Source organism: Pseudomonas sp. Q2-TVG4-2 (genome assembly GCF_013620795.1).
Lineage (GTDB): Bacteria > Pseudomonadota > Gammaproteobacteria > Pseudomonadales > Pseudomonadaceae > Stutzerimonas.
The window spans coordinates 966,019-989,733 of record NZ_LGLW01000001.1 but is presented as its reverse complement, the minus strand read 5'-3'; the positions used below and the strand labels follow the sequence as shown (position 1 = coordinate 989,733).

Here is a 23,715-nt window from a genome sequence, read left to right as displayed (position 1 = left end):
GCGTGGCGTCTCTGGTGGGCTGAAGCCCACCCTACGCACTGCGTTGAGGAGAAACAGTCAGGAACATCGACATCGTGACTATGCCGCCTCGCGGGCAAGAACTAGGTGGCCCCCTCGCTCCTGCAATTGAAACCTCAGCGGCCGCGTAGGAGCGAGCTTGGTCGCGAAGCGTTTAAGTGTGGGCGAATAGCTATGCTCATGCAGGCAGCAGGCCGCGTTCGGCAAATACCGTCTTTGCTGTCGACATGCCGTTGAGCGCCGCGGGAAAACCAGCATAGACGGCCATCTGGATGATCACCTCAATGATCTGTTCCGGTGTGCAGCCGACATTCAACGCGCCATGGATATGCACCGCCAGCTGCGGTTGGCAGTGTCCGAGTGCCGTCAATGCCGCGACTGTGGCCAGCTCCCGCTGTGTCAGGTCGAGGCCGGGGCGCTGGTAGATATCGCCGAAGGGAAACTCGATGACGTAACGGGCGAGATCCGGGGCGATGGCTTGCAGGCTGTCGATGACCTTTCGGCCGGCCTCACCGTCGATCTGCTCAAGCTTGGCTAGGCCTTCGGTGTAGCGGGTTGATGCAGGCATGGCGCGTTCCTCTCGAGTGTTAGAGGAAGAGCCTGCGGGTTGGAGTCAACTCCAAGTCAATAGGTCGTTTGCTGGCGGTACCGCTCGATCTTTGCCTGCAGTGCGTCCAGATGCTCGCGGTCGCGCTCGAGGCGCGCCTGCAACTTGGCCGCATGGGCTTCGAGCAATGCCTGGCGCGCCGTAAGGGTGGAATCGCCGTCTTCACGTAGATCGGCATAGCGAATGATGTCATCCAGCGCCATGCCGGTGTCCTTCAGGCGCAGGATGAAGCCGACCCATTCAAGGTCGCGTGGCCCGTAGACACGAAAGCCGCTCGCGTCCCGAGCGACATGGCGCAGCAGGCCGATTTTTTCGTAATAGCGCAGGGTGTCGGCAGACAGGCCGGTTCGCGCGGCGAACTGCTGGATGCTCAGCCGAACCGGCGCCTCGCTCACGGCTTGATCGCCCGCAGGATGACGAACTTGGGCGTCGCCGCGACCTGCTCGACCTTGCCGAACAGCCGCTTGAGTTTGAGGTGATAACCGAGGTGACGGTTGCCGACGATCCACAGCTCGCCGCCCTTGGCCAGCGCTGTTTTGGCCTGGGTGAACATCCGCCAGGCGAGAAAATCACCCACCACCTGCTGCTGGTGGAACGGCGGATTGCACAGCACCAGATCCAGCGAATCCATCGGCTGCTCGGCCAGCCCATCGCCGGCACGGATATCGACGGGACGCTCTCCGTGGATCGCCTGCCAGTTCTCGCGCGCCGACTGCACCGCCATGTAGCTTTCATCCACCAGCGTCAGCTCGGCCTGCGGATTGCCCAGCGCATAGACGATACCGAGCACGCCGTTGCCGCAGCCCAGGTCGGCTACGCGTAGGTTGCCGAGCGCCTTGGGCAGATGCGGGAGAAAGGCGCGGGTGCCGATGTCGAGGTCTTCCCGGCAGAACAAATTGGCGTGATTGATCAATTCCAGACCCGGCTGATCGACGCGGTAGCGGGTCGGGTAGGGCGAGCGGGGTGCTGGCTTCTCCACTGGCGTAGCGGTCAGCAGACGTGCCTTCTTTACGGCTAGCGAGGCCTGCACCGGGCCGATGTACTGCTCCAGCAAGTCGCCCGCCGCGCGCGGTAGATGCTTGATCATCGCGGCGGCGACCACCTGGGCACCCGGCGCCAGTTGGCCGTGCAGCCGGATCAGCTGCTCTTCCAGCAGGGCAAGGGTCTTGGGCACGCGTATCAGCACCCGGTCGAACGGGCCCTGCGCGACTTCGCTGGCCGGAGCGAAGGTCACGGCGTCACTGGGGAGTGCATTGCGTTGCAGGTTCTTTTCGAGCGCCAGATGCGCCAGGTGGGAATCGCCACTGCTGGTGACATGGGCGTGATGAGCCAGGGAACAAGCCAGCGCGCCGAAGCTGTCATTCAGGACCAGCAGCCGCGTCGACGCCGGCAAGCCCTGCTCATGCAGCTGCGCCAACAGGTATTCGTCTGCCGCATCGAAGGCCTGCAAGGGTTCGTTGGGCTGTTCCGGCTGGCGGATCAGGTTGAGGCGGGCGTAGGCGGATTCGAGAATAGGCATAAGAACTGGCGGTGTTTGTGGGCGTCGGAATGGAGTATCAAGGGTACAACCCTCGAACCCGCAGATGTCCGCGAAGGGAGCGAAGTATGACCGTCAGCGAAGAGAAGTTCACCCGTCAGCGTCTGCTCGAGGTGCAGACGTTGACCCCCACGCTATTCACCTTGCGCACGACCCGCGACCCCGGTTTCCGTTTCACGGCCGGGCAGTTCGCCCGCCTCGGTGTGCGCAAACCCAGTGGCAACATCGTCTGGCGCGCTTATTCGATGGTTTCGGCGCCCCATGACGAGTTTCTCGACTTCTTTTCCATTGTGGTGCCGGATGGCGAGTTCACCAGCGAACTCAGCCGCCTGAAGCCCGGCGATGAGTTGCTGGTGGACAAGCAGGCGTTCGGCTTTCTTACCCTGGATCGTTTCATTGACGGCCGCGACTTGTGGCTACTGGGCACAGGTACCGGTCTTGCACCGTTTCTTTCGATTTTGCAGGACTTCGAGGTCTGGCAGCGATTCGAGCGGATCGTGCTGGTCTACAGTGCGCGCACGGCATCCGAGCTGGCCTATCAGACGCTGATCCGCGAGCTGCCGCAGCGTGATTATCTGGAAGGTCTGGGCGGCAAACTCACCTATCTACCGGTGATTACCCGCGAAAAGGCGCCCGGCGCCTTGCATGGGCGCATTACCAGGCTGATCGAGAGCGGCGAACTGGAGGGTGCTGCCGGCCTGAAGCTGGAGCCCGAGCACTCGCGGATCATGCTCTGCGGCAACCCGCAGATGATCGAGGACACCCGCACCATCCTCAAGGCGCGCGATCTCAACCTGAGTCTGACCCGGCGGCCCGGGCAGGTGGCCGTGGAAAATTATTGGTAGGTACGTGAGGCTGGAAGTGCCCAGCAGCGCAGGGCGGGTCGCGGCGCTCCGCTTCAGCCCACCAACGATTCCCGCTTTCTGTTTCCCAAAAGAAGAGCCCCCACCGGACGATCCGACGGGGGCTTTTTCTTGCAGCTTTCGGCTTGAAGCTTGCCGCTCTTTTACACCACGCCCTGCGCCAGCATCGCATCGGCGACCTTGACGAAGCCGGCGATGTTGGCGCCCTTCACGTAGTTGGTGCGGCCGTTTTCTTCGCCATAAGACACGCAAGCATGGTGGATCGATTGCATGATGCTGTGCAGCTTGGTATCCACCTCGCCGGCGGTCCAATGCATGCGCATGGCGTTCTGGCTCATTTCCAGGCCGCTACAGGCGACACCGCCGGCATTGGAGGCTTTGCCTGGCGCGAAGAGAATGCTCGCTTCGAGGAACAGGTCAACCGCTTCGAGCGTCGAGGGCATGTTGGCCCCTTCGGCCACGCAGATGCAGCCGTTGTTCAGCAGGCTGCGCGCATCCTCGCCGTCGAGTTCGTTCTGCGTAGCGCAAGGCAGGGCGATCTCGCAGGGCAGATTCCAGGGGCGCTGTTCAGGCAAGTGGGCGATGCCGAAATGCGTGGCCATTTCCTCGAGCCGACCGCGTCGGACGTTCTTGAGGTCCATCAGGTAGCCCCACTGCTCTTCGGTCAAGCCTTCAGGGAAGTGCAGGGTGCCGCCGGAATCCGACAGGGAAATCACCTTGCCGCCGAGTTCCATGACCTTCTGCGCGGCGTACTGGGCGACGTTGCCCGATCCGGATATGGCGACTCGCTTGCCGTCGAAACTGCTGTGGGTGCTCTTGAGCATTTCCTCGGCGAAGTACACGCAACCGAAGCCGGTGGCTTCCGGGCGGATCAGGCTGCCGCCGTAGGACAGGCCCTTGCCGGTGAGCACGGAGGTGAATTGGTTGGATAGGCGTTTGTACTGCCCGAACAGGTAGCCGATCTCGCGCGCGCCGACTCCGATGTCACCAGCCGGTACATCGACGTCAGCTCCAATGTGGCGGAACATCTCGCTCATGAACGATTGGCAGAAGCGCATCACTTCGCTGTCGCTTTTGCCTTTTGGGTTGAAGTCCGAGCCGCCTTTACCGCCGCCCATGGGCAGCGAGGTGAGGGAGTTCTTGAAGACCTGTTCGAAGGCAAGGAACTTCAGTACACCCACATTGACTGAAGGATGGAAGCGCAGGCCGCCCTTGTAGGGGCCGATGGCGCTGTTCATCTGAATGCGGAACCCGCGATTGACCTGTACCTGGCCCCGGTCGTCGACCCATGGAACACGGAACATGATGGCCCGTTCCGGCTCCACGATACGTTCCAGGATGCCGGCCTGCTGGTACTTGGGGTTCGCTTCCAGAAATGGCCAAAGGCTGCCGAGAACCTCTTCGACCGCTTGGTGAAATTCTGGCTGGTGCGGATCGCGCTGCTTCAGTCGGGAGAGAAACGCATTGACGGTTTCAGTCATTTAAATGGCCTCGATTACCGCCATTAGCGGTCATGAAAAAATGGTAGGCCGCCGACTCTAGCAAAGCGCATTTGCCTTGCGATAGTGCGTTCTAGCGAGCAAAGCACCCTGTTGGTGCAGATTCGTTGCGTTTCGGGCGGATGGTCGACTGTGTTCAAGGGTCGTCGGCCAGTTCGGCCTGGAGCCAGGTCACGAAGGTGCCGATCAGGCGCTGGCGCCGTTTACGCTCAGGAAGCACCACGTAATAGCCGAACTCGGTTTTCACGCTTGTCGTGCAGACGCGGCAGAGCAGGCCTTGGGCTATCAGTTCATCGACCAGATGACGCCAACCGATGGCGACGCCCTGGCCGGCAATCGCCGCCTGGACCAGTAGCGTGTAATTGTCGAAGCGCAACATGCCCGAGCCGGGGAGCTCGGCGATACCCAGCGCGCGAAACAGGCTGCTCCAGTCGAGCCAGCGCGAGCGGCTTTCCGGTCGCAGATGCAGCAGCGGCAGCCGCGCCAATGCGGACGGCGGCAAGGGCGCGGGCTGATCCTTGAGCAACTGCGGGCTGCAGACGGGGTACACCTCTTCGTGAAACAGCAGATGCGTCTCGCCATGTTTGGAGCGTCCATCGCCGAAGACGATGGCCACGTCGGTTTCCGATGGCAGCGCTCCCAGGCCGCGCTCGCTGGTCACCAGGCTGACATCCACCTCGGGATGAAGCTGGTGGAAGCGCTCCAGGCGCGGCATCAGCCAGTACGCCGCAAAGGCGAAGTCGGTGGCGACCTGGAGCACCTCGTGCTGCTGCTTTGTGGTGACCGCGGCGATGCCTGCGTCGAGCGTGCCCAGGCCTTGCTGCACATAGCCCAGTAGCAGCTCGCCGGCCTCGGTGAGGACGATGCCGCGGTAGACACGGTCGAACAGACGGGCCGCCAGCTGGTGCTCCAGACGCTTGATCTGCTGACTGATCGCCGGCTGCGTGCTCCCCAGTTCCAGCGCTGCGGCGGTGAAGCTCTGCAGGCGAGCGGCGGATTCGAATACCCGTAGCGCATCAAGGGGGATTTGGTCGATCTGATTACGCATTAGCTGTACTTATCCTAGGCATATCCTGCAGCCGGGTTTACCGCAGCGTTTCAGGGTCCAGACTGTGTTCGAAGCAATCTCGCATAAAAACCAGACATGGACCACTCGGATATGAAGCGCCCAAACATACTATTCATCATGGCCGATCAGATGGCCGCGCCAATCCTGCCGATGCATGACCCGGCATCGCCGATCAAATTGCCGAACCTTTCGCGTCTGGCGACCGAAGGCGTGGTGTTCGATTCGGCGTATTGCAATAGCCCGCTCTGCGCACCGTCGCGCTTCACCCTGGTCAGCGGCCAGCTGCCCAGCAAGATCGGCGCCTACGACAATGCCGCCGACTTTCCTGCCGACGTGCCGACCTACGCGCACTACCTGCGCCGGCTCGGTTACCACACAGCACTGTCCGGCAAGATGCATTTCTGCGGCCCGGACCAGCTGCATGGCTATGAGGAGCGGCTGACCAGCGATATCTACCCGGCCGATTACGGCTGGGCGGTGAACTGGGACGAGCCGGACGTACGCCTGAGCTGGTATCACAACATGTCCTCCGTGTTGCAGGCTGGGCCCAGCGTGCGCACCAACCAGATGGATTTCGATGAGGAGGTGGTGTTCAAGGCGCAACAGTACCTCTACGACTTCGTTCGGGCGGAAGATGGCAAGCCGTTCTGCCTGACGGTGTCGATGACCCATCCTCACGACCCCTACACCATTCCAGAGGAGTACTGGAACCGCTATCAGGACGAGGACATTCCGCTGCCGCGCCAGGATATCGCTCAGGACGAGCAAGATCCGCACTCGCAGCGCCTGCTCAAGGTCATCGACCTGTGGGGCAAGTCGCTGCCCGAACAGAAAATCAAGGATGCCCGGCGCGCTTACTTCGGTGCTTGCAGCTACATCGATGACAACGTCGGCAAGCTGTTGAAGACGCTTGAGGCGTGCGGCCTAGCCGAGGACACGATCGTTGTGTTCTCTGGCGACCACGGCGACCAGCTGGGCGAACGTGGCCTCTGGTACAAGATGCACTGGTTCGAGATGGCGGCTCGCGTGCCGCTGATCATCCGTGCCCCTGGCATCGATCCGGCACGAATCGGCGCCTCGGTGTCGACCGCCGACCTGTTGCCGACCCTGGTCGAGCTGGCCGGCGGCACGCTGGAGGCCAACCTGCCGCTCGATGGCCGCTCGTTGTTGCCGCACCTGACCGGCCACGAGGGCCATGACGAAGTGATCGGCGAATACATGGCTGAAGGCACCACCAGCCCGCTGATGATGATCCGCCGCGGGGCCTACAAGTTCATCTATTCGGAACAGGATCCCTGCCTGTTGTTCGATTTGGTCAATGATCCGCTGGAGCGCGAAAACCTGGTCGGCTCGGCCGATCACGAGACGGTGGCCGAGGCGTTTCTGACCGAGGCGCGGCAGCGCTGGAACATGCCCGCAATCCATCAACAAGTGCTCGATAGCCAGCGCCGCCGACGTCTCGTCAGAGAGGCGCTGAGCTTGGGCAAGCTGACCAGCTGGGACCATCAGCCCTGGGTCGATGCCAGCCAGCAATACATGCGCAATCACATTGACCTGGACGATCTCGAGCGCAAGGCACGTTACCCTAGACCCTGAATCATTACGACACGGCAGCAACCAGGCCGTGCCTACGGAATCCTTTCGAATAGAGAGAAGGCAGACGGATATGAGAAAAACAATAAGTGCGGTTGTGGCCGGTAGCGTGTTACTGGCCGCCACGAGTCTCCAGGCGCAGGGCGCGGTCGAAGATAAACAGTGCGCCACGGTGCGCCTGGGTGATCCGGGCTGGAGCGACATTGCCGTAACCAATGGCATCGCCAGCCTGCTGCTCGAAGGCCTCGGCTACAAGCCGCAGGTCATGACGCTGGGCGTGCCGATCATCTTCGCCGGGCTGACCAAGGATCAGGTCGATGTCTTCCTCGGCAACTGGATGCCGGCGCAACAGGACAATTACGACAAGTTCGTGGCCACCGGTGAGATCGACGAGCACAGCGTGAACTTGACCGGCACCGAGTACACCCTGGCGGTGCCGACCTCGGTCTGGAATGCCGGCGTGAAGCGTTTCGAGGATCTCGACAAGCACGCCGATCTGTTCGACAAGACGATTTACGGGATTGCCGCCGGTGCGCCAGCGAACCTGACGATCCAGAAAATGATCGCTAACGATGAATTCGGTCTTGGCGACTGGAAGTTGATCGAGTCCAGCGAGCAGGCAATGCTGGTGCAGGTCGGCAGGGCAGTTAAGCGGGACAAGGGCGTGGTCTTTCTCGGCTGGACGCCGCACCCGATGAACGTGCAACACGACATCAAGTATCTCAAGGGCGGCGAGGCTTATTTCGGCGAAAGTGGGACGGTCAATACGCTGGTGCGCAAGGGCTATGCCGCGCAGTGCCCGAATGTCGGCAAACTGCTGAGCAACCTGAAATTCACCCAGGACATGGAGAACGCCATCATGGACGAGGTGCTGGCCAGAAACGCCAGCAACGACGCGGCGGTGAAGGCATGGATACAGGCCCATCCCGAGGTGCTCGAAGGCTGGTTGCAAGGCGTCACAACCCGCGAGGGTGAAGATGGGCTGGCGGCGGTGAAGGCCTCGCTCTAGCGCTGGATTGCATACGCGCCGCCCCGGCACAGGCGATTCAACAGCCCTGGCCGCACCCACGCGGCGCATCCATTGATCAGGTGCAGACAGCTAGGGTGGGCCGGGCGGCGTTCTGCTTCAGCCCACCGCAGCGGAGTGGGTGCTGATTACCCCACGCTTTTGGGTGGGTACGTCATTAGGGGCGCTCGTAAGCGAGGTGGATATGAAAAGCACATCCACCCTACCGCCGGACGCCTGCGCCTAAGTCACTCGCGATATGCAGATCGACCGGCTGCCCCTGCAGCGCGCGCCGGGGCGGTTGCGGCATGCAGCCGGTAGGCGAACGGCACCGCGCGCATTTTGTAGAGCCAGCTTGCTGGCGATCCGGGTGTAATCGAGGATTCGGCTGATCGCCAGCAAGCTGGTCGCCGCCCTGTGGTAGACCTCGAGGCGTTCCGCCAAGACCGGGGCCGGAAGAACGGTGGATGTGAAAAGCGACATCCACCCTACATCAGGCGAGCGCGCCTAAACGCTTCCGGTCATGTGGAGATCTACCGGTTGCGCCTGCTGCATGGTGCGCACTGGGTCGGTTCCGGCGACGTAGTAGGGCGCCGTGCTGCGTGGCAGCGGAGTGCGCCCGCGGATCCGGTCGGCGAGCTTCTCGGCCATCATGATGGTCGGTGCGTTGAGATTGCCGGTGGTGATCAGCGGCATGATCGAGGCATCGATCACCCGAAGCCCGTCCACGCCATGCACCCGGCCCTGGCCGTCGACCACTGCCATCTCGTCCTCGCCCATCTTGCAGGAACAGGAGGGATGGAACGCAGTTTCGGCGTGCTGGCGCACGAAGGCGTCCAGCTCGGCATCGCTCTCGACATTGGCGCCCGGGCTCAGCTCGCGGCCGCGATAAGGATCCAGCGCCGATTGCGCCATGATCTCCCGGGTGATGCGAATGCCGTCGCGGAATTCCTGCCAGTCCTGCTCGCAGGACATGTAATTGAACAGGATGCTCGGGTGTTGCCGAGGGTCCCTCGATTTGGCATGCACACGTCCGCGGCTGGGCGAACGCATGGAGCCGACATGGGCCTGGAAGCCGTGCTCCTTCACCGCGTTGCTGCCGTTGTAATTGATCGCCACCGGCAAGAAGTGGTACTGGATGTTCGGCCACTCGAACTCGGCGCGCGAGCGAATGAATCCGCCGGCCTCGAACTGGTTGCTGGCACCGACGCCCGAGCCCAGGAACAGCCATTCGGCACCGATCAGCGGTTGGTTGTGCAGTTGCAACGCAGGGTAAAGCGAGACTGGTTGCTTGCAGGCGTACTGCAGGTACATCTCCAGGTGATCCTGCAGATTGGCGCCGACGCCGGGCAACTCATGCACGATGGGGATGTTGAGCTCACGCAGCAGCGCGCCCGGGCCGACGCCGGAGCGCTGCAGGATTTGCGGCGAGGCGATGGCGCCGCTGCAGAGCAACACCTCGCGCCGGGCATGCACAATGACCGGTGTGTCACCGTTACCGTGCAGATAGGCGGCGCCGATGGCCCGCTTGCCGCTGAACAGGATGCGGTCGGTCAACGCATGGGTGACGATCGTCAGGTTCGGCCGACCGCGCGCCATATCCAGATATCCGCGCGCAGTACTGGCGCGACGGCCCTTGGGCGTGACCGTGCGATCCATCGGGCCGAAGCCTTCCTGGCGATAGCCGTTGAGGTCGTCGGTTTCTGGATATCCAGCCTGAATGCCGGCTTCGATCATGGCGCGGAACAGCGGGTTGTTGCCGGATTTTGGCGTGCTCACGCTCACCGGGCCGTCGCCGCCGTGGTAGTCATTGGGGCCGATGTCGCGGGTCTCGGCCTTGCGGAAGTAGGGCAGGCAGTCGAGGTAGCTCCAGTCTTCCAGGCCGGGCGTCGTGGCCCAGCCGTCATAATCCAGGGCGTTGCCTCGGATGTAGCACATGCCGTTGATCAGCGAGGAGCCACCCAGGCCCTTGCCCCGGCCGCATTCCATACGGCGATTGTTCATGTACGGTTCTGGATCGGTCTCGTAGGCCCAGTTGTAGCGCCGGCCCTGTAGCGGAAAGGCGAGAGCGGCGGGCATCTGGGTGCGAAAATCCATCCGGTAATCGGGACCTCCGGCTTCGAGCAGCAGCACGCTGACATCGGCGTCCTCGGTCAGGCGGGTTGCCAGAACGTTACCGGCCGAACCGGCACCGATGATGATGTAGTCGAATTCCATAGTCAGATCCTCTGGACGAAAGCGGCAGCCGTCACGCCGTCGAGAAAAGGCGTGAGCAGTGCCGGCTGTCTTGCAGCTCGTGGCTGTTTTCTAAAACACCGAGGCGAAATCGCCCAGTTCGACCTGAATCGATTTTGTGCGGGTGTAATGCGCCAGGGTCGTCAGGCCGTTCTCGCGGCCCACACCGGATTGCTTGTAGCCGCCGACCGGCATCTCAGCGGGCGACTCGCCCCAGGTGTTGATCCAGCAAATGCCCGCTTCGAGCTGATGGATGACACGGTGGGCACGGGCCAGGTCGTTGGTCACCACGCCGGCAGCGAGGCCGTACTCGGTGTCGTTCGCGCGGCGGATCACTTCCGCTTCGTCATCGAAGATCAGAATGCTCATGACGGGCCCGAAGATTTCTTCGCGCACGATGCGCATGTCATCGCGGCAATCGCTGAACACGGTTGGCGCGACATAGGCACCCTTGGCGTACTCACCTTCGGTCACCCTTGCGCCGCCACAAAGCAGGCGTGCCCCTTCGGCTCGGCCCGACTCGATGTAGCTCAGTACGCTGTCCATATGCGTATATCCCACCAAGGGCCCGAAGTTGGTTTCCGCGTTCAGCGGGTCGCCTAAGCGGATGCGCTTTACCCGCTCGAGTACTTTGGCTTCGAACCGCGCCTGCAATGAGCGATGGATGAATACGCGGGTGCCATTGGTGCAGACCTGGCCAGAGCTGAAGAAATTGGCCATGACCGCAATGTCCGCTGCACGGTTGAGATTTGCGTCCTCGAAGATGATCAGCGGTGACTTGCCTCCCAGTTCCATGGTCACGTCTTTGAGCGACGAGCTGGAGGCGCTGGCCATGACTTTCTTGCCGGTGCTGGTGCCGCCGGTGAAGGAAATCTTCTCGATGCCAGGGTGCTCGGTGAGCCAGGTGCCGACTTCCCGGCCGCTGCCGGTGAGCACGTTGAATACGCCATCCGGCACGCCTGCCTCGGTGTAAATCTCGGCCAGTTTCAGGGTGCTCAGAGACGTCATCTCACTGGGCTTGAAGATCATCGCGTTGCCGGCCGCCAGTGCCGGTGCGGACTTCCATAACGCAATCTGGATCGGGTAGTTCCAGGCACCGATCCCGGCCACCACACCCAACGGCTCGCGGCGGGTATAGACGAAGCTGGTATCGCGTAACGGGATTTGCTCGCCTTCGATGGCCGGAATCAGCCCGGCGTAATATTCGAGCACATCGGTCCCGGTCACGATATCCACTGCGCGGGTTTCCGCCAGCGGCTTTCCGGTATCGAGGGTCTCGAGCTCGGCCAGTTCATCGTTACGTTCGCGCAGGATGTCGACCGCTCGGCGAAGGATGCGCGAGCGCTCCATCGCGGTCAGTGCGGCCCAGACCTTTTGTCCGGCAGCGGCGCTGGCGACGGCCTTGTCGACGTCGCTTTGCGATGCGCGTTGCAGCTCGGCGAGCACCTCGCCGGTCGCCGGGTTGACGGTCTCGAACGTGTTGCCGCTCGTAGCCTCGACATAGCGGCCGTTGATGTAGAGTTTTTGCTGTTCGAAGCGGGGCATGGTCGTCCTCACGCGGTGCGTATTAAAGGAGGGATCAGCAGCGCCTGCTTGGCCAGTTGCTGATCCAGGTAGTCGTAGGCCAGTTGCAGCGCCTGATCGATATCGAAGTCATCACCGGCCATTGCGCCTCGCAACCACAGGCCATCGATAAGTGCCGCCATGCCTCGCGCCGCCGAGCGTGCCTGTTCCTTTGGTAGCACTCGGCGGAACTCGCAGCAGAGGTTGGAATACAGGCGGTGATCATTGATCCGTTGCAGCCTGTGCAGCTCAGGCTGGTGCATGCTGAAAGCCCAGAACGCCAGCCAGGTTTTCATCGCTGGGCCGTTCACCTGGCTGTCGTCGAAGTTGCCGTCGATGATCGCCTTCAGATGTGCCCGGGGGCTGTCGTCGGCAAGCGTCTCCCTGCGCGAACGAACGGCCTGATTGAGCGCCTTCATCAGGTGCCGCATGGTCGCTTCGAGCAGACCGTTCTTGTCCTGGAAGTAGTGCGCGATGATGCCATTCGAGACACCTGCCAAACGCGCAATCATCGAGATGCTAGCGTCGCTCATGCCGACCTGATCCACCGCTTCGAGGGTGGCGTGGATCAGCTGCTTGCGCCGGATAGGCTGCATTCCAACCTTGGGCATGAGGACTCCGAATAAGATTTCGAATGGCACACAGGCTAATTTTTTTTAATTGAACGATCAATCAATAAAGAGCGAGCTGTCGAGAATGGATATGCGAGTGTCGTGCGGCGAGGGGTAGGCGATACGCGACGGGCATGCGGGCAAGCCTGCGAGCATCGATGATGTCCCATCGGTTCTGATCGCCGCCCTACGGAGATGGCCTCTCGTGTGCAGGGCGGCGTACAGTGCGGTTGCAGGGCGGACGTGAACGTCCTCAGCGATTACAGAATGTCCAGCGGGTACTCGGTGATCACACGCAGTTCATCGATGTCGCCGTTGAACCCGCGAGCCGTGGCATAGCGCACCCGGAAAGAAAGATCCTTGAGGTTGCCTTCCTGGAGCACATACTTGGCTTCGAGGTCACGCTCCCACTCCTTGCCCTTGCCGGCGTCGCCAGCGTAATAGGCGTAGGCACCATCGGGATCGACGCTTGCGCCATCGATGTCACCCTTGATGTAACGCGCCATCAGACTCAGGCCTGGTATGCCGTAGGCGGCCATGTTGACGTCATAGCGGGCTTGGACGGACTTCTCGCCGGGCGCATTGAAGTCCGACCATTGCGAAGAGTTGGCCAGGTAGATGGAATCGCCAGCGTTGGTGCCGTCCATGCTGATGTAGTCCATGGGCGAGTTGCCGTTCACCTGTTGGTGGGCGAGGGTGAAGGTATGGGCGCCGACCGAATAGCCGGCGGCCAGCGACCAGGCCGTGGTGTTGATGTCGCCAGCCTGGGCGGCGCCTTCGTCACGGGTGTCGTAGACGTTGAAATCGAAGCTCAGCGCCTGGTCTTCCGAGAGTGACAGCGCGTAGTTCAGATTGCCGTAGTACTGGGTCCAGACGTCCTCGTACTTTGAGCCGTAGAGGGTAGCGCTGAGGCTGTCGGTCAGCTGGTAGGTGCCACCCAGGTAGCCGACGGTTTCCGCGTCGATACCGCCGGCGTAGACCAGAGTGATCTCCCCGTCGCGGTTGAGCGAACGGTTGCGATCACGGAGCGAGGTGAAGTAACCCGCATCGACGGTCAGCTGCTCGAGCTCGCTGGACGTCAACTGAAAGCCGTTGGCGGTGCTGGCGAAGATGCGCCCGGTGCCCGGCGAGAAGACCGGGGCGGTGGGGGTCAGGTCGCCGTACTTCAGCGTAGTGTTGGAGACGCGCAGCTTGACCGCACCGCCAGCGAAACCGAGTTCGTCGGCTGCACGGCCGTCACTGTCCACCGGCAGCAGCCCGGTACCGCTCGTGCCACGGCCACTGTCGAGCTTGATTGCGCCGCCTGCATGGATGTCGACGCCGAAGCCGACGGGGCCTTGGGTGAAGCCGGACTCATAGGTGAGCAGCATGCCGTGAGCCCACTCTTCGATGCGGCTCGGAGTTGCTCCGGGGGCACGGTTGTCGCGGGCGAAGTAGTAGTTCTTGTTCAGCAGTGTCAGGTTGCTGCCGGCGACGAAGCCGGCCGATTCCGACTGCTCGCTGGCCATGGCCAGCTGAGTGGCGGAGGCGGTTACCGCCAGCGCCAGGGCACTCCATTTCATTGTTTGCATCAAGCTGCTCCATTGCGTCGAGAGGCGCCCGTTAGGGGCGCCGCTCTGGATGAGGGTTGGCAGGGGGATTTATTCGAGCCAGCCGGCGACGCGTTCTGGGTTGTTTTTTACCCATTCGCGGGCGGCAGCGTCCGGCTTGGCGCCGTCGCGAATGGCCAGCATCACTTCACCGACTTCTTCCGCGTTCCAGCTGAATTTCTTCAGGAAGGCCTCAGCCTCGGGAGCCTTGCTGGCCAGCGCCGGGTTGGCGACCGTGTCGACGTGTTCGTCATCACCGAAGACCTTCTTCGGGTCTTCCAGGAAGCGCAGCTTCCACTTGGCGAACATCCAGTGCGGGATCCAGCCGGTGACGACGATCGGCTCCTTCGCCTTTTCCGCACGGGTCAGCGCGGTGGTCATGGCCGGCCCCGAGCTGGCCATCAGCCGGATGTCCAGATCGTATTGCTTGATGGCATCTTCGGTGCGGCGCATCACGCCGGCTCCGGCATCGATGCCGGTGATCTTGCCGCCGAGCGCTTCGCTGTATTGGTCGAGATCGGCAATGCTTTTGGCCTCGACGTAGTCCGGTACGATCAGACCGATCTTGGCGCCTTCATAGTTGGTGCCGAGCACCACGACTTTATCCTTCAGCTTTTCGAAATACTCACCATGGGTGGCGGGCAGCCAGGCGGAGAGGGTGGCGTCGAGATCACCGCGGGCGACGCCCTGCCACATGATGGCCGGCTCGACCGGTTGCAGCTTGACGGTGTAGCCCAGGTTGCTTTCGAGAATCTCACCCGCCACGTGGGTGGCGGCGACGCTATCGTCCCAGCCGTTTACGTAGCCGATCTTCAGCTCGGGCTTGTCCGCCGCCATGCTGGTGGCCATGCCGAGCGCCAAGCTGGCGGCGCCGAGACCACAAAATAGGTGCTTGAATAGACTCATGCGTTATAGCTCCATGTCAGGATATGGCAGTGATGCCGACCGTGGTCCCGTTCTGCGAGGACTGCGGTTTGTTGCAGGGATCTCAGCGGTTGAGCGAAATCCCATGCACGGTTCGGCGCGCTGGTTCTGCTTGCGCACCGGCGAAAATGAAATGTGATCGGTTGTGTTGCGGCTGGGCGGCAGGCTCGTCTCGGCGTGCAGGCCGGGACGGGCCTGCTGGCTACCGTCGCCTGGCCCTGCGTTGCGCGGTTGCGTTCAGGCAGTCAGAGGCCGACGAATTTCTTCACGGCGGCAACGCCATCCTGGCCATCGAAGGTCGTCACGCCCGCCAGCCACTGCTCGAGGATGGCCGGGTTGGCTTTGATCCAGTTCTTCGCGACGGTGGTAGGGTCATCCCTTTCGAGCGCCAGCTCCATCAGCTCGCTTTCGATCGGCACGGTAAATTGCAGGTTTTGTAGCAACTTGCCGACATTCGCGCAGCGTTCCAGATAATCCGGCGGAACCACGGTGAACACCTTGGCCGCACCGTAATCGGGGCCGAACACATCGTCGCCACCCGCCAAGTAGGTCAGGTCGTACTGGGCGTTCATCGGGTGTGGAGCCCAGCCGAGGAAGACCACTGGCTCTTTCTTCCTGATCGCGCGCTGGACCTGAACCAGCATGCCGGCTTCGCTGGATTCGACCATGCGGAAGTCACCGAGGCCGAACTGGTCGCTCTTGATCATCTTTTCGATCAGCAGGTTGCCGTCGTTACCCGGTTCGATCGCGTAGATTTTGCCGCCCAGCTCGTCTTCGAACTTGGCGATGTCCTGGAAGCTTTTCAGCCCTGCTTCGGCCGCGTAGGTCGGCACCGCCAGGGTGTACTTGGCGCCTTCAAGGTTTGGCGACTCGAGCACCTTGACGCCGCCGTCCTTGGTGAAGGGCTCGATGACCGCGTCCATGGAGGGCGACCAGTAACCGAGAAAGGCATCGATCTGCTTGTTTTTCACGCCGGTGAAGGCGATCGGTACCGAGGCCATCACCTTGCTAGGGTCGTAGCCCAGGCCTTCGGACAGCACCATTGCGACGCCGGTGGTCGCGGCGATATCCGCCCAGCCGATCTCAGCGAAGCGCACCTTCTCGCAGCTGGCTGGCTCCTGCGCCCATGCGTTCTGCATCAATGCGCAGGAGAACAGTCCGATACCCGTGATCTTCTTGAACGTATTCATCGTAAATCCCTGTGTCTGCGGTTCGTAATGGCTACTGGCGCTGCAGTCTGAGCTTGGTGCTCACCCAGGTGTACCAAGCGGCCTTTTGGGTGGCTCGCTTGGCGGTGCCGAAGCTTTCGGTGATGCGGTCGAGGATGATCGCCAGCAGCACCACGGCCATGCCGCTCTCGAAACCGAGGCCGATGTCCAGTCGTTGGATACTGGCCAACACGTCGTTGCCCAGGCCACCAGCACCCACCATCGAGGCGATGATCACCATCGACAGCGCCATCATGATGGTCTGGTTGACCCCGGCCATGATCGACGGCATGGCATTGGGCAGTTGCACCTTGAACAGCAGCTGACGGCTGTTGCAGCCGAAGGACTGCCCGGCCTCGACGATTTCCTTGTTGACTTGACGGATGCCCAGGTTGGTCAGGCGCACCGCCGGCGGCATGGCAAAGATCACCGTGGCGATAATGCCGGGCACCCGGCCGAGGCCGAACAGCATTGCCGCCGGGATCAGGTAGACGAACGCCGGCATGGTCTGCATGAAGTCGAGGACGGGGCGGGTGATCATGGCCACCCGCTCGCTGCGCGCGGACCAGATTCCCAGCGGAATACCCAACACCAGGCTGATCAGCGTGGCGGAGAAGGTCAGGCCGAGCGTTACCACCGTCTGCTCCCAGAAACCGGTGAGCACGATGAGGATGAAGGAAACGGCGGTGAAGGCGGCGAACCGGGCGCCGATACGCCATAGTCCGAGGCCGACGAAGATGGCGATGAGCAGCCAGGCCGGCGGCAGCATCAACAGCGCCTCGATGCCCTCGGAAAATCCGCTGACCACGCCGCCGAGGCTATCGAAGACGCCGCTGTAGTTCTCCAGCAGGTGCTGAACGACGTCGTTGACCCAGCTTCCCAGATCCAATTCTTTGCTCATGCTCATTCCTCCTGCAGGCGAGTCAGAAGGCGGCCTTTGCTGATGGCGCCCGCGTAAAACCCTTGGCTATCCACCACTGGCATAGGTCCTTCGTTGTCCACCAGCCGCTCGATTACCTGATCGAGCGGCTGGTCCTCGGTAAGCGGGTCGATCTGTTTCAGCACCTCCGCTTCAAGGCTGCAGGTCCGACCGTTCTCGACCAGTAAGGCGATCCGTTCCAGGCTGATAGAGCCGCGAAACTTGTTGTCTTCGTCGACGATGAAGGCGTAGTGCTTGTCCATCGCCTGCAGCTCTTGGCAAACCTGCAGCGCATCCGGTGCCTTGCCGTTGTGTACGTAGAGCGGGACGCTATCGGCTTTGAGCTGGCCAGCGGTGAGGTAACGGCTGGTGTTGACGGTGTCGAAGAAGTTGCGCACGTAGCTGCTGGCGGGGTTGTCGATCAGTTCCTGCGGCGTGCCGACCTGGATCAGCTTGCCGCCTTCCATGATGCCGATGCGGTTGCCGATGCGCATGGCTTCCTCGATATCATGGGAGACGAAGATGATGGTGCGCCGGTGGGTCTTCTGCAGTTCCAGCAGCACGTCCTGCATCTCTCGTCGCTTGAGCGGGTCGAGGGCGGAAAAGGCTTCGTCCATGATGATCATCGACGGGTTAACCGCCAGCGCTCGGGCAAGGCCGACCCGCTGCTGCATACCCCCGGAGAGCTCGTGTGGAAACTTGTGCGCGAACGTATCGAGGCCGACCTGGGTGAGTACCACCATGGCGCGCTCCTCGCGCTCCCGACGTCCAACCCCGGCGACTTCCAGACCGAAGGCGGCGTTGTCGAGAACCGAGCGCGACGGCATCAGGGCGAAGGATTGAAAGACCATGCTCATGTCGCGTCGACGCAGATCAATGAGCTGTGAGTGGGGCAGTTTCGCAACGTTCTGCCCATCGATGAAGACGTCTCCGGCGCTGGGCTCGATCAGGCGGTTGATCAGGCGTATCAGCGTGGATTTGCCGGAGCCGGACAGGCCCATCAGGACGAAGATTTCACCTTCCTCGACACTGAACGAAACATCACTCACGCCGATGACCGCACCGCGCTCGGCGAGAATCTTGTCCTTGCTCCAGCCTTGCTTGAGCAAGGCGATGGCTTCTTGTTCCTGCGGGCCGAACACCTTGTAAAGGTTCTCGACGACGATTTTTCCAGACTGCATGGGATGGTTCCCCTCAGTAGACATCCAGATCAGCTAAACGGAGGCCGCAAGCGCCTTGCAGCGCTGTCGACTAGTGCCAACTGCTATGGCTTTTGGGTTGACATATTCTCGGGCGGACGCGGTGCGGTGGGACTCGACGGGCCGCAGCTCTGCGGGCGAGCTGAAAATTCATCTCGCGCATCGGCTGAGTCCGCATCGTTCTGTCACTCACCGCTGTGCTGCTTTCGTCCTCTGGCAGTACTAGCAAGCCAATCGTGGTCGCCGCTCCATAGGGGCTGAACCGGCTACCTATTATTGTTATGTACAGCCGTTTTTCTGGACGGCTGCGGGTTCATCTGTGCAAAGCATTCAGCGTTGTCAGGACCTGTGCTGTCCTGGCGGCTTTGGATAACCATGACTTAACGATATTCCCCTTTGGCGCTTGCGATTGTCGGGTTGCGACGCTCACGTACTGAGCGGCGACATGCCTGCCTAAAAAAACCATAACAGAAAAAAATTCATCATGGCACCGCTGGGTAATTGTTTGGGTGGGGTTGCATGTCAGCAAATGCGCCGTAAGGCCGCTATTCCGTGGCCTGGCGCCATCAGTGGCAACATGAGAAAAACTCACGAAGACGGGCCGCTTTACCAGAGCTTGAGTGCCATCGAGGGACTTTTCGCTCCGTTTCGGCTCCTTCCCTCGTCCGGCGATGGCGCCTGAAGACATGCATATGTAAGCGCGCAAATGCGAGACTGATGCGACAGGCGCGTCGCGCGAACTCCTGCCCGAATCCGATACGTAACTGTGCCGGGCGGCACCACTGAAAGGGGTGGTTGTGCGCGATGTTCTGCTGCTCGTAATAGCGCAGAGAGCAGCATCTCGTCGCTACCCGAGGTCCCGGTGGCTGGGCTGACGGATTTGGACATGAGTGCGTCGGTGCCAGACTTCTTTTCGCAGGCAAAACGATGATCATGATCCCTGTCTTGGGGCATCCTGTGGAGCGTTCAGAGTGGCGATCAGCGTATTCGATCTTTTCAAAGTCGGCATCGGGCCCTCCAGCTCGCACACCGTTGGGCCCATGCTCGCCGGCGCGCTATTTGTCGGTGCGCTGCGCGAACGCAAGCTGCTGGAGCGCGTGTGGCGTGTTGAGGTGCGTCTGTATGGGTCGCTCTCGGCTACCGGCGTCGGGCACGGTACTGACAACGCGGTACTGATGGGGCTGATGGGCGAACGACCGGATCTCATCGATCCGGAGCAGATCGCTCCGCGCATCGCGGCGCTTCGCTCTTGCGGGCAGCTGCGGCTCGATGGTCACTGGCCGGTCGCATTCGATTGGGCGAAAGATCTGCTGTTGCTCGAGGAGAACCTGCCCTACCACCCCAACGCGGTGACCTTCATCGCGCACGGGCATTCCGGCGAGCTTTATCAGGACACCTACTACTCCGTCGGCGGGGGCTTTGTAGTCAATGCAGAGCAAGCCGCCGCCGGTCAGCTGGACCAGGACAACACCGAGTTGCCCTATGACTTCTCCAGCGCCGTTGAACTCCTGCAGTTGTGCAAGCGCAACGGGTTGCGCGTCAGCGAGCTGATGATGATCAATGAAACGGCCTGGCGCAGCGAGGCGGAGGTCCGCAGTGGTCTGTTGCGCCTGTGGCAAGCGATGCAGCAGTGCGTGACCAATGGCCTGCGCCACGAAGGCGTGCTGCCCGGCGGACTGAATGTCCGTCGGCGTGCCGCCAGGCTGCATCACAACCTGCTGGAGCTAGGCAAGCCAAACGTCATCGGTTCGACCATGAGCGCGATGGAATGGGTGAATCTGTTCGCCTTGGCGGTGAACGAGGAGAATGCGGCGGGCGGGCGGATGGTCACCGCACCCACTAATGGCGCGGCGGGCATTATTCCGGCGGTCTTGCATTACTACATGAAATTTCACCCTGAAGCCTGCGATGACGATGTGGTCAATTACCTCCTCGCCGCGGCGGCGGTTGGCATTCTCTGCAAGAAGAACGCGTCGATTTCCGGCGCTGAGGTGGGCTGTCAGGGCGAGGTCGGTTCCGCGTGCGCCATGGCGGCGGCTGGTTTGGCAGAACTTCTAGGCGCGACGCCCGAACAGCTCGAAAATGCCGCCGAGATCGGCCTGGAGCATAACCTCGGGCTGACCTGCGACCCGGTCGGCGGCCTGGTGCAGGTACCGTGTATCGAGCGCAACGCCATCGCCGCGATGAAGGCGATCAATGCTGCCCAGATGGCATTGCGTGGCGACGGCGAGCATTTTATCTCGCTGGATCGGGTCATCCGCACCATGCGCGATACCGGTGCCGACATGCATGACAAGTACAAGGAAACGTCCCGTGGTGGTCTGGCAGTCAACGCGATCGAGTGCTGACCCAAGTCCGTGCCCCGGCACCGGTGAAATGAGTTTTTGTGGTGCGTTTTGCGGGCGGGCGGAGGAAGTGCAGTCCGGTCCCGGACCATTGCCTGTTACCGCTCTTTGTTACCGCCGGTTTGTTTCTACCCGAATTGAATGCTCGGGCACGTCGGGCATTGCTACCAAAGTGCTCAGGTCTGCCAAGAGCAGGCGTGCCCGCCCAACTCAAAAGGTTTCTTCTGCGGGCGCCGGACCTTGCCGCAGGGCTCTTTCGGCGCGCTGCTGGCTTTTATTGAACGCTCAATCAATATAGGCATGCGGTTTGCCTTGATATTTGCAAAACCCGGCGCCGTTACACGCCGGAAAATAAGAAAAGAGCCATCGAAGGCTCATCAATATGCTAAGCGTGAGGATCCGTCATTGTCACAGATCAACCCTGGGTCGCAGCCCCCAAATCGGCTCCCGCAGACCATCGGCTTTTTGCTGTTGGATAACTTCACCCTGATCTCCCTGGCTTCGGCCGTCGAGCCGCTGCGCATGGCTAACCAGCTTTCCGGCAAAGAGTTGTATCGCTGGTTCACGCTGACCCATGCCGGGCAGCCGGTAATGGCCAGTGACGGGCTGCAGATCACTCCGGATGCCAGCTTCGCTACGGCGCCCAGCCTTGATTCCGTAATCGTTTGCGGCGGGGTGGATATTCAGCACAGCGCGACCCGCGAGCACCTTCACTGGTTGCAGGCGCAAGCCCGCCATGGTCGTCAGATGGGGGCGGTGTGTACGGGTAGCTGGGCGCTGGCCAAGGCCGGGTTGCTCGATGGCTACGATTGCAGTGTGCATTGGGAATGCCTGGCGGCGATGCAGGAAGCCTTTCCTCGCACGACGGTGACGCCCCGACTGTTCTCCATCGATCGCAATCGCTATACCGCCTCCGGAGGCACCGCGCCGATGGATATGATGCTGCATCTGATCGGCGCGCAGCATGGGCGTGAACTGGCCGCGGCGATCTCCGACATGTTCATGTGCGAGCGCATTCGCAACGAACAGGACCACCAACGGGTGCCGCTCAAGCACATGCTGGGTACCAACCAGCCGAAGCTGCTGGAAATCGTGGCGTTGATGGAAGCCAATCTCGAAGAGCTTATCGACCTGGACGAACTGGCCTGTTACGTCAATGTGTCCCGACGCCAGCTCGAGCGGCTGTTTCAAAAGTACCTGCACTGCTCGCCGTCGCGTTACTACCTCAAGCTGCGGCTGATACGTGCCCGCCAGCTGCTCAAGCAGACGCCCATGTCGATCATCGAAGTGGCCTCGGTTTGCGGCTTCGTCTCGACCCCGCATTTCTCCAAGTGCTACCGCGAGTTCTTCGGCATCCCGCCGCGTGACGAGCGTTCGGGTCAGCACTCGGGCCAGGTGGTCGCGCTGATTCCTCGCCCCGATGAAGTCCACAAACACCCAGCCGTTATGGCCGCGTTGCAACGTGCCCAGGGTGAGTCAACCTATGCAAGCGTGCGCATCTGATCGACGATAGAACGTTCTGGCCAGGCTGATAAGCGTCTGGCCCAGACCGACCCAGCGTAGGGTTGATGAACGCCTATTGGGCCAGCCCAGCGTTTAGGACGCGTGCTGGCCCAATAGCCACAGGCTGCCCGGGCCGGGGGTACGCGAGGTATGCAGGTTAGCCATCCTTAATCCAGAACGATAACGCTCACGTCTTCAAGCGACGCGAGACGTCATCTCGCGTCGCGTGACTAGCGCGACGTGTTTCTCCAGAGCGGAACGTCATATCCGCCTCTGCGTTGTACTACGGGCGCACCAATGCCGGGAGCAACTTTCTGCTGATGGCTTCACGCACCGCGGGCAGCAGCGTTGCGGAGCCGCCGAGGAGCTCTTCGACCAATCTGCGCAGTGCCTGCGCGCGTTCCTGGGAGAGGCCGCAGACAGCCCGTTCGCAGGCCTGCTCGGCGGTAACGCCACTGGGTATCTCAAAGCCCAGCGACACGAGGCGATCACGGAAATCGTCCTGGTCAATCAGATCGGCATGCATCATCGCGTTTGCTCCTTTGGCTTCGATGCGAGAAGGGCACTGCACTCAGCGCAGCACGCCTTCCTCGCGCAACAAGTTGAAGATAGCCTCAGCGCCGGCCTCCGGCGACAGGTCCCTAAGCACCTGTCCGCCGTCGCCGGATGCCTTGGCTGTGGCGGCTTTCAAGCGATCAGCGGCGGTCTTGCCATGGATGACCTTGAGCCGCTTGGGGCGTGGGCGCGCAGGTTGCAGATGCGCCTCGGCGAACAGCTCGTCTTCGATCACGGGGACCGCTTCGGCGCTGATTTCGCCACGGCGGGCTGGCCCGAACGCGCTTTGCCGTGCCGGAGGGCCTGCACTGTCGATGCTGGCAAGAAACGGCAGGCGCACCTTCAGCCGGCGTCGCTGACCTCGTGGCAGCGCCTGCAGTACCAGTGCGCTACCGTTTTCGACTGTCTCCACTTCGGCCAGGCCCACGACCAGTGGCCAGCCCAGTTGCTCGGCCAGCAGGTAGGGCAGCATGCCCGAGCCCTCGCCCGTTTCGGCCTGGCTGCCAGTCAGCACCATCTGGGCGCCGGCGTTTGCCAGGTAGTCAGCGAGCACAGGCAAGGCGTCGGCCCCGGAGGGTTGTTGAAGCACAGTCAGTTCCGCCAGGCCCATGCCGAGGTAGCCGCGCAGCGCCTCTTCTTCGGGGGCACCGGCATGCACCAGCTGCAATCGCTCGCCCGCCAGGCGCAAGCCCAACTCGACGGCACGCGCATCCTGTTCGGCGCGACGGGCGCGCCCCGAGGTCGGGTGAGCGCCCACCGAAACCAGGGCGATAACGTTCAGGTGATTCATGCACGGACTCCAGTAGGGTGGATGTGGCTTTCAGCAACCAGCGTTGCCTCGACTCGATGGATCGGTGAAGCGCGATCCACCC

Annotated in this window: 20 protein-coding genes; 5 read left to right on the top strand and 15 right to left on the bottom strand. The window is 61.8% G+C overall.

Annotated elements, in window-relative coordinates; genetic code table 11:
* Window positions 1-196: 196 nt before the first annotated feature.
* The 3 genes from H3028_RS04770 to H3028_RS04760 are packed head-to-tail and all read right to left on the bottom strand — an operon-like array spanning window position 197 to window position 2,144.
* On the bottom strand, window positions 197-586 hold the full coding sequence (locus H3028_RS04770) for a carboxymuconolactone decarboxylase family protein (RefSeq protein WP_181295902.1): 390 nt from the start codon (window positions 584-586) through the stop codon (window positions 197-199).
* Window positions 587-642: 56 nt separating this feature from the next.
* On the bottom strand, window positions 643-1,020 hold the full coding sequence (locus H3028_RS04765; RefSeq protein WP_181295901.1) for a MerR family transcriptional regulator: 378 nt from the start codon (window positions 1,018-1,020) through the stop codon (window positions 643-645).
* Window positions 1,017-2,144 carry a class I SAM-dependent methyltransferase gene (locus H3028_RS04760; RefSeq protein ID WP_181295900.1) on the bottom strand — a complete coding sequence of 376 codons (1,128 nt, stop codon included), beginning with the start codon at window positions 2,142-2,144 and terminating at the stop codon, window positions 1,017-1,019. The genes H3028_RS04765 and H3028_RS04760 overlap by 4 nt, the downstream gene beginning before the upstream one ends.
* An 86-nt stretch (window positions 2,145-2,230) precedes the next feature.
* Here H3028_RS04760 and H3028_RS04755 point away from each other — a divergent pair, with 86 nt between their 5' ends.
* The gene (locus H3028_RS04755) at window positions 2,231-3,007 is read left to right on the top strand and encodes a ferredoxin--NADP reductase (RefSeq protein ID WP_181295899.1); all 777 of its coding nucleotides are present in this window, start codon (window positions 2,231-2,233) and stop codon (window positions 3,005-3,007) included.
* 161 nt (window positions 3,008-3,168) lie between these two features.
* Here the strand turns inward: H3028_RS04755 and gdhA are convergent, their stop codons facing one another.
* Complete coding sequence (gene gdhA, locus H3028_RS04750) at window positions 3,169-4,506, bottom strand: NADP-specific glutamate dehydrogenase (protein WP_181295898.1); 1,338 nt, start codon at window positions 4,504-4,506, stop codon at window positions 3,169-3,171.
* A gap of 154 nt (window positions 4,507-4,660) precedes the next feature.
* The gene (locus tag H3028_RS04745) at window positions 4,661-5,572 is read right to left on the bottom strand and encodes a choline sulfate utilization transcriptional regulator (protein ID WP_181295897.1); all 912 of its coding nucleotides are present in this window, start codon (window positions 5,570-5,572) and stop codon (window positions 4,661-4,663) included.
* A gap of 111 nt (window positions 5,573-5,683) precedes the next feature.
* Between H3028_RS04745 and betC the strand changes: the two genes are divergently transcribed.
* The gene (betC, locus tag H3028_RS04740) at window positions 5,684-7,189 is read left to right on the top strand and encodes a choline-sulfatase (RefSeq protein ID WP_181295896.1); all 1,506 of its coding nucleotides are present in this window, start codon (window positions 5,684-5,686) and stop codon (window positions 7,187-7,189) included.
* Window positions 7,190-7,259: 70 nt separating this feature from the next.
* On the top strand, window positions 7,260-8,195 hold the full coding sequence (choX, locus tag H3028_RS04735) for a choline ABC transporter substrate-binding protein (RefSeq protein WP_181295895.1): 936 nt from the start codon (window positions 7,260-7,262) through the stop codon (window positions 8,193-8,195).
* 504 nt (window positions 8,196-8,699) lie between these two features.
* Here choX and betA read toward each other — a convergent pair.
* The 8 genes from betA to H3028_RS04695 form a co-directional block, all read right to left on the bottom strand.
* Complete coding sequence (gene betA / locus H3028_RS04730) at window positions 8,700-10,415, bottom strand: choline dehydrogenase (RefSeq protein WP_181295983.1); 1,716 nt, start codon at window positions 10,413-10,415, stop codon at window positions 8,700-8,702.
* 84 nt (window positions 10,416-10,499) lie between these two features.
* Window positions 10,500-11,972, bottom strand: coding sequence for a betaine-aldehyde dehydrogenase (betB, locus tag H3028_RS04725; RefSeq protein ID WP_181295894.1), 1,473 nt, complete (start codon window positions 11,970-11,972; stop codon window positions 10,500-10,502).
* A gap of 8 nt (window positions 11,973-11,980) precedes the next feature.
* On the bottom strand, window positions 11,981-12,601 hold the full coding sequence (gene betI / locus H3028_RS04720) for a transcriptional regulator BetI (protein WP_181295893.1): 621 nt from the start codon (window positions 12,599-12,601) through the stop codon (window positions 11,981-11,983).
* A gap of 260 nt (window positions 12,602-12,861) precedes the next feature.
* Window positions 12,862-14,172: an OprD family porin gene (locus H3028_RS04715; protein ID WP_181295892.1), complete on the bottom strand. Its 1,311-nt coding sequence runs from the start codon at window positions 14,170-14,172 to the stop codon at window positions 12,862-12,864.
* A 69-nt stretch (window positions 14,173-14,241) separates the two neighbouring features.
* Window positions 14,242-15,096, bottom strand: coding sequence for a glycine betaine ABC transporter substrate-binding protein (locus tag H3028_RS04710; protein WP_181295891.1), 855 nt, complete (start codon window positions 15,094-15,096; stop codon window positions 14,242-14,244).
* A 263-nt stretch (window positions 15,097-15,359) separates the two neighbouring features.
* A complete protein-coding gene (locus H3028_RS04705; protein ID WP_181295890.1) occupies window positions 15,360-16,304 on the bottom strand; it encodes a choline ABC transporter substrate-binding protein in 945 nt (314 codons plus the stop codon).
* A 31-nt stretch (window positions 16,305-16,335) separates the two neighbouring features.
* Window positions 16,336-17,223 carry a proline/glycine betaine ABC transporter permease gene (locus H3028_RS04700; RefSeq protein ID WP_181295889.1) on the bottom strand — a complete coding sequence of 296 codons (888 nt, stop codon included), beginning with the start codon at window positions 17,221-17,223 and terminating at the stop codon, window positions 16,336-16,338.
* A 2-nt stretch (window positions 17,224-17,225) separates the two neighbouring features.
* Window positions 17,226-18,422 carry a glycine betaine/L-proline ABC transporter ATP-binding protein gene (locus H3028_RS04695; RefSeq protein ID WP_181295888.1) on the bottom strand — a complete coding sequence of 399 codons (1,197 nt, stop codon included), beginning with the start codon at window positions 18,420-18,422 and terminating at the stop codon, window positions 17,226-17,228.
* Window positions 18,423-19,411: 989 nt separating this feature from the next.
* On the opposite strand from H3028_RS04695, the gene H3028_RS04690 reads away from it, so the two are divergent.
* Both H3028_RS04690 and H3028_RS04685 read left to right on the top strand, forming a co-directional pair.
* Window positions 19,412-20,788: an L-serine ammonia-lyase gene (locus H3028_RS04690; RefSeq protein WP_181295887.1), complete on the top strand. Its 1,377-nt coding sequence runs from the start codon at window positions 19,412-19,414 to the stop codon at window positions 20,786-20,788.
* Between the two features lie 402 nt (window positions 20,789-21,190).
* The gene (locus H3028_RS04685) at window positions 21,191-22,288 is read left to right on the top strand and encodes a GlxA family transcriptional regulator (RefSeq protein WP_258237680.1); all 1,098 of its coding nucleotides are present in this window, start codon (window positions 21,191-21,193) and stop codon (window positions 22,286-22,288) included.
* 283 nt (window positions 22,289-22,571) lie between these two features.
* On the opposite strand, the gene H3028_RS04680 is transcribed toward H3028_RS04685, so the two are convergent.
* Both H3028_RS04680 and H3028_RS04675 read right to left on the bottom strand, forming a co-directional pair.
* Window positions 22,572-22,817, bottom strand: a complete 246-nt coding sequence (locus H3028_RS04680; RefSeq protein WP_181295885.1) for a hypothetical protein — start codon at window positions 22,815-22,817, stop codon at window positions 22,572-22,574.
* 42 nt (window positions 22,818-22,859) lie between these two features.
* Window positions 22,860-23,633, bottom strand: a complete 774-nt coding sequence (locus H3028_RS04675) for an electron transfer flavoprotein subunit beta (protein ID WP_181295884.1) — start codon at window positions 23,631-23,633, stop codon at window positions 22,860-22,862.
* Window positions 23,634-23,715 lie beyond the last annotated feature (82 nt).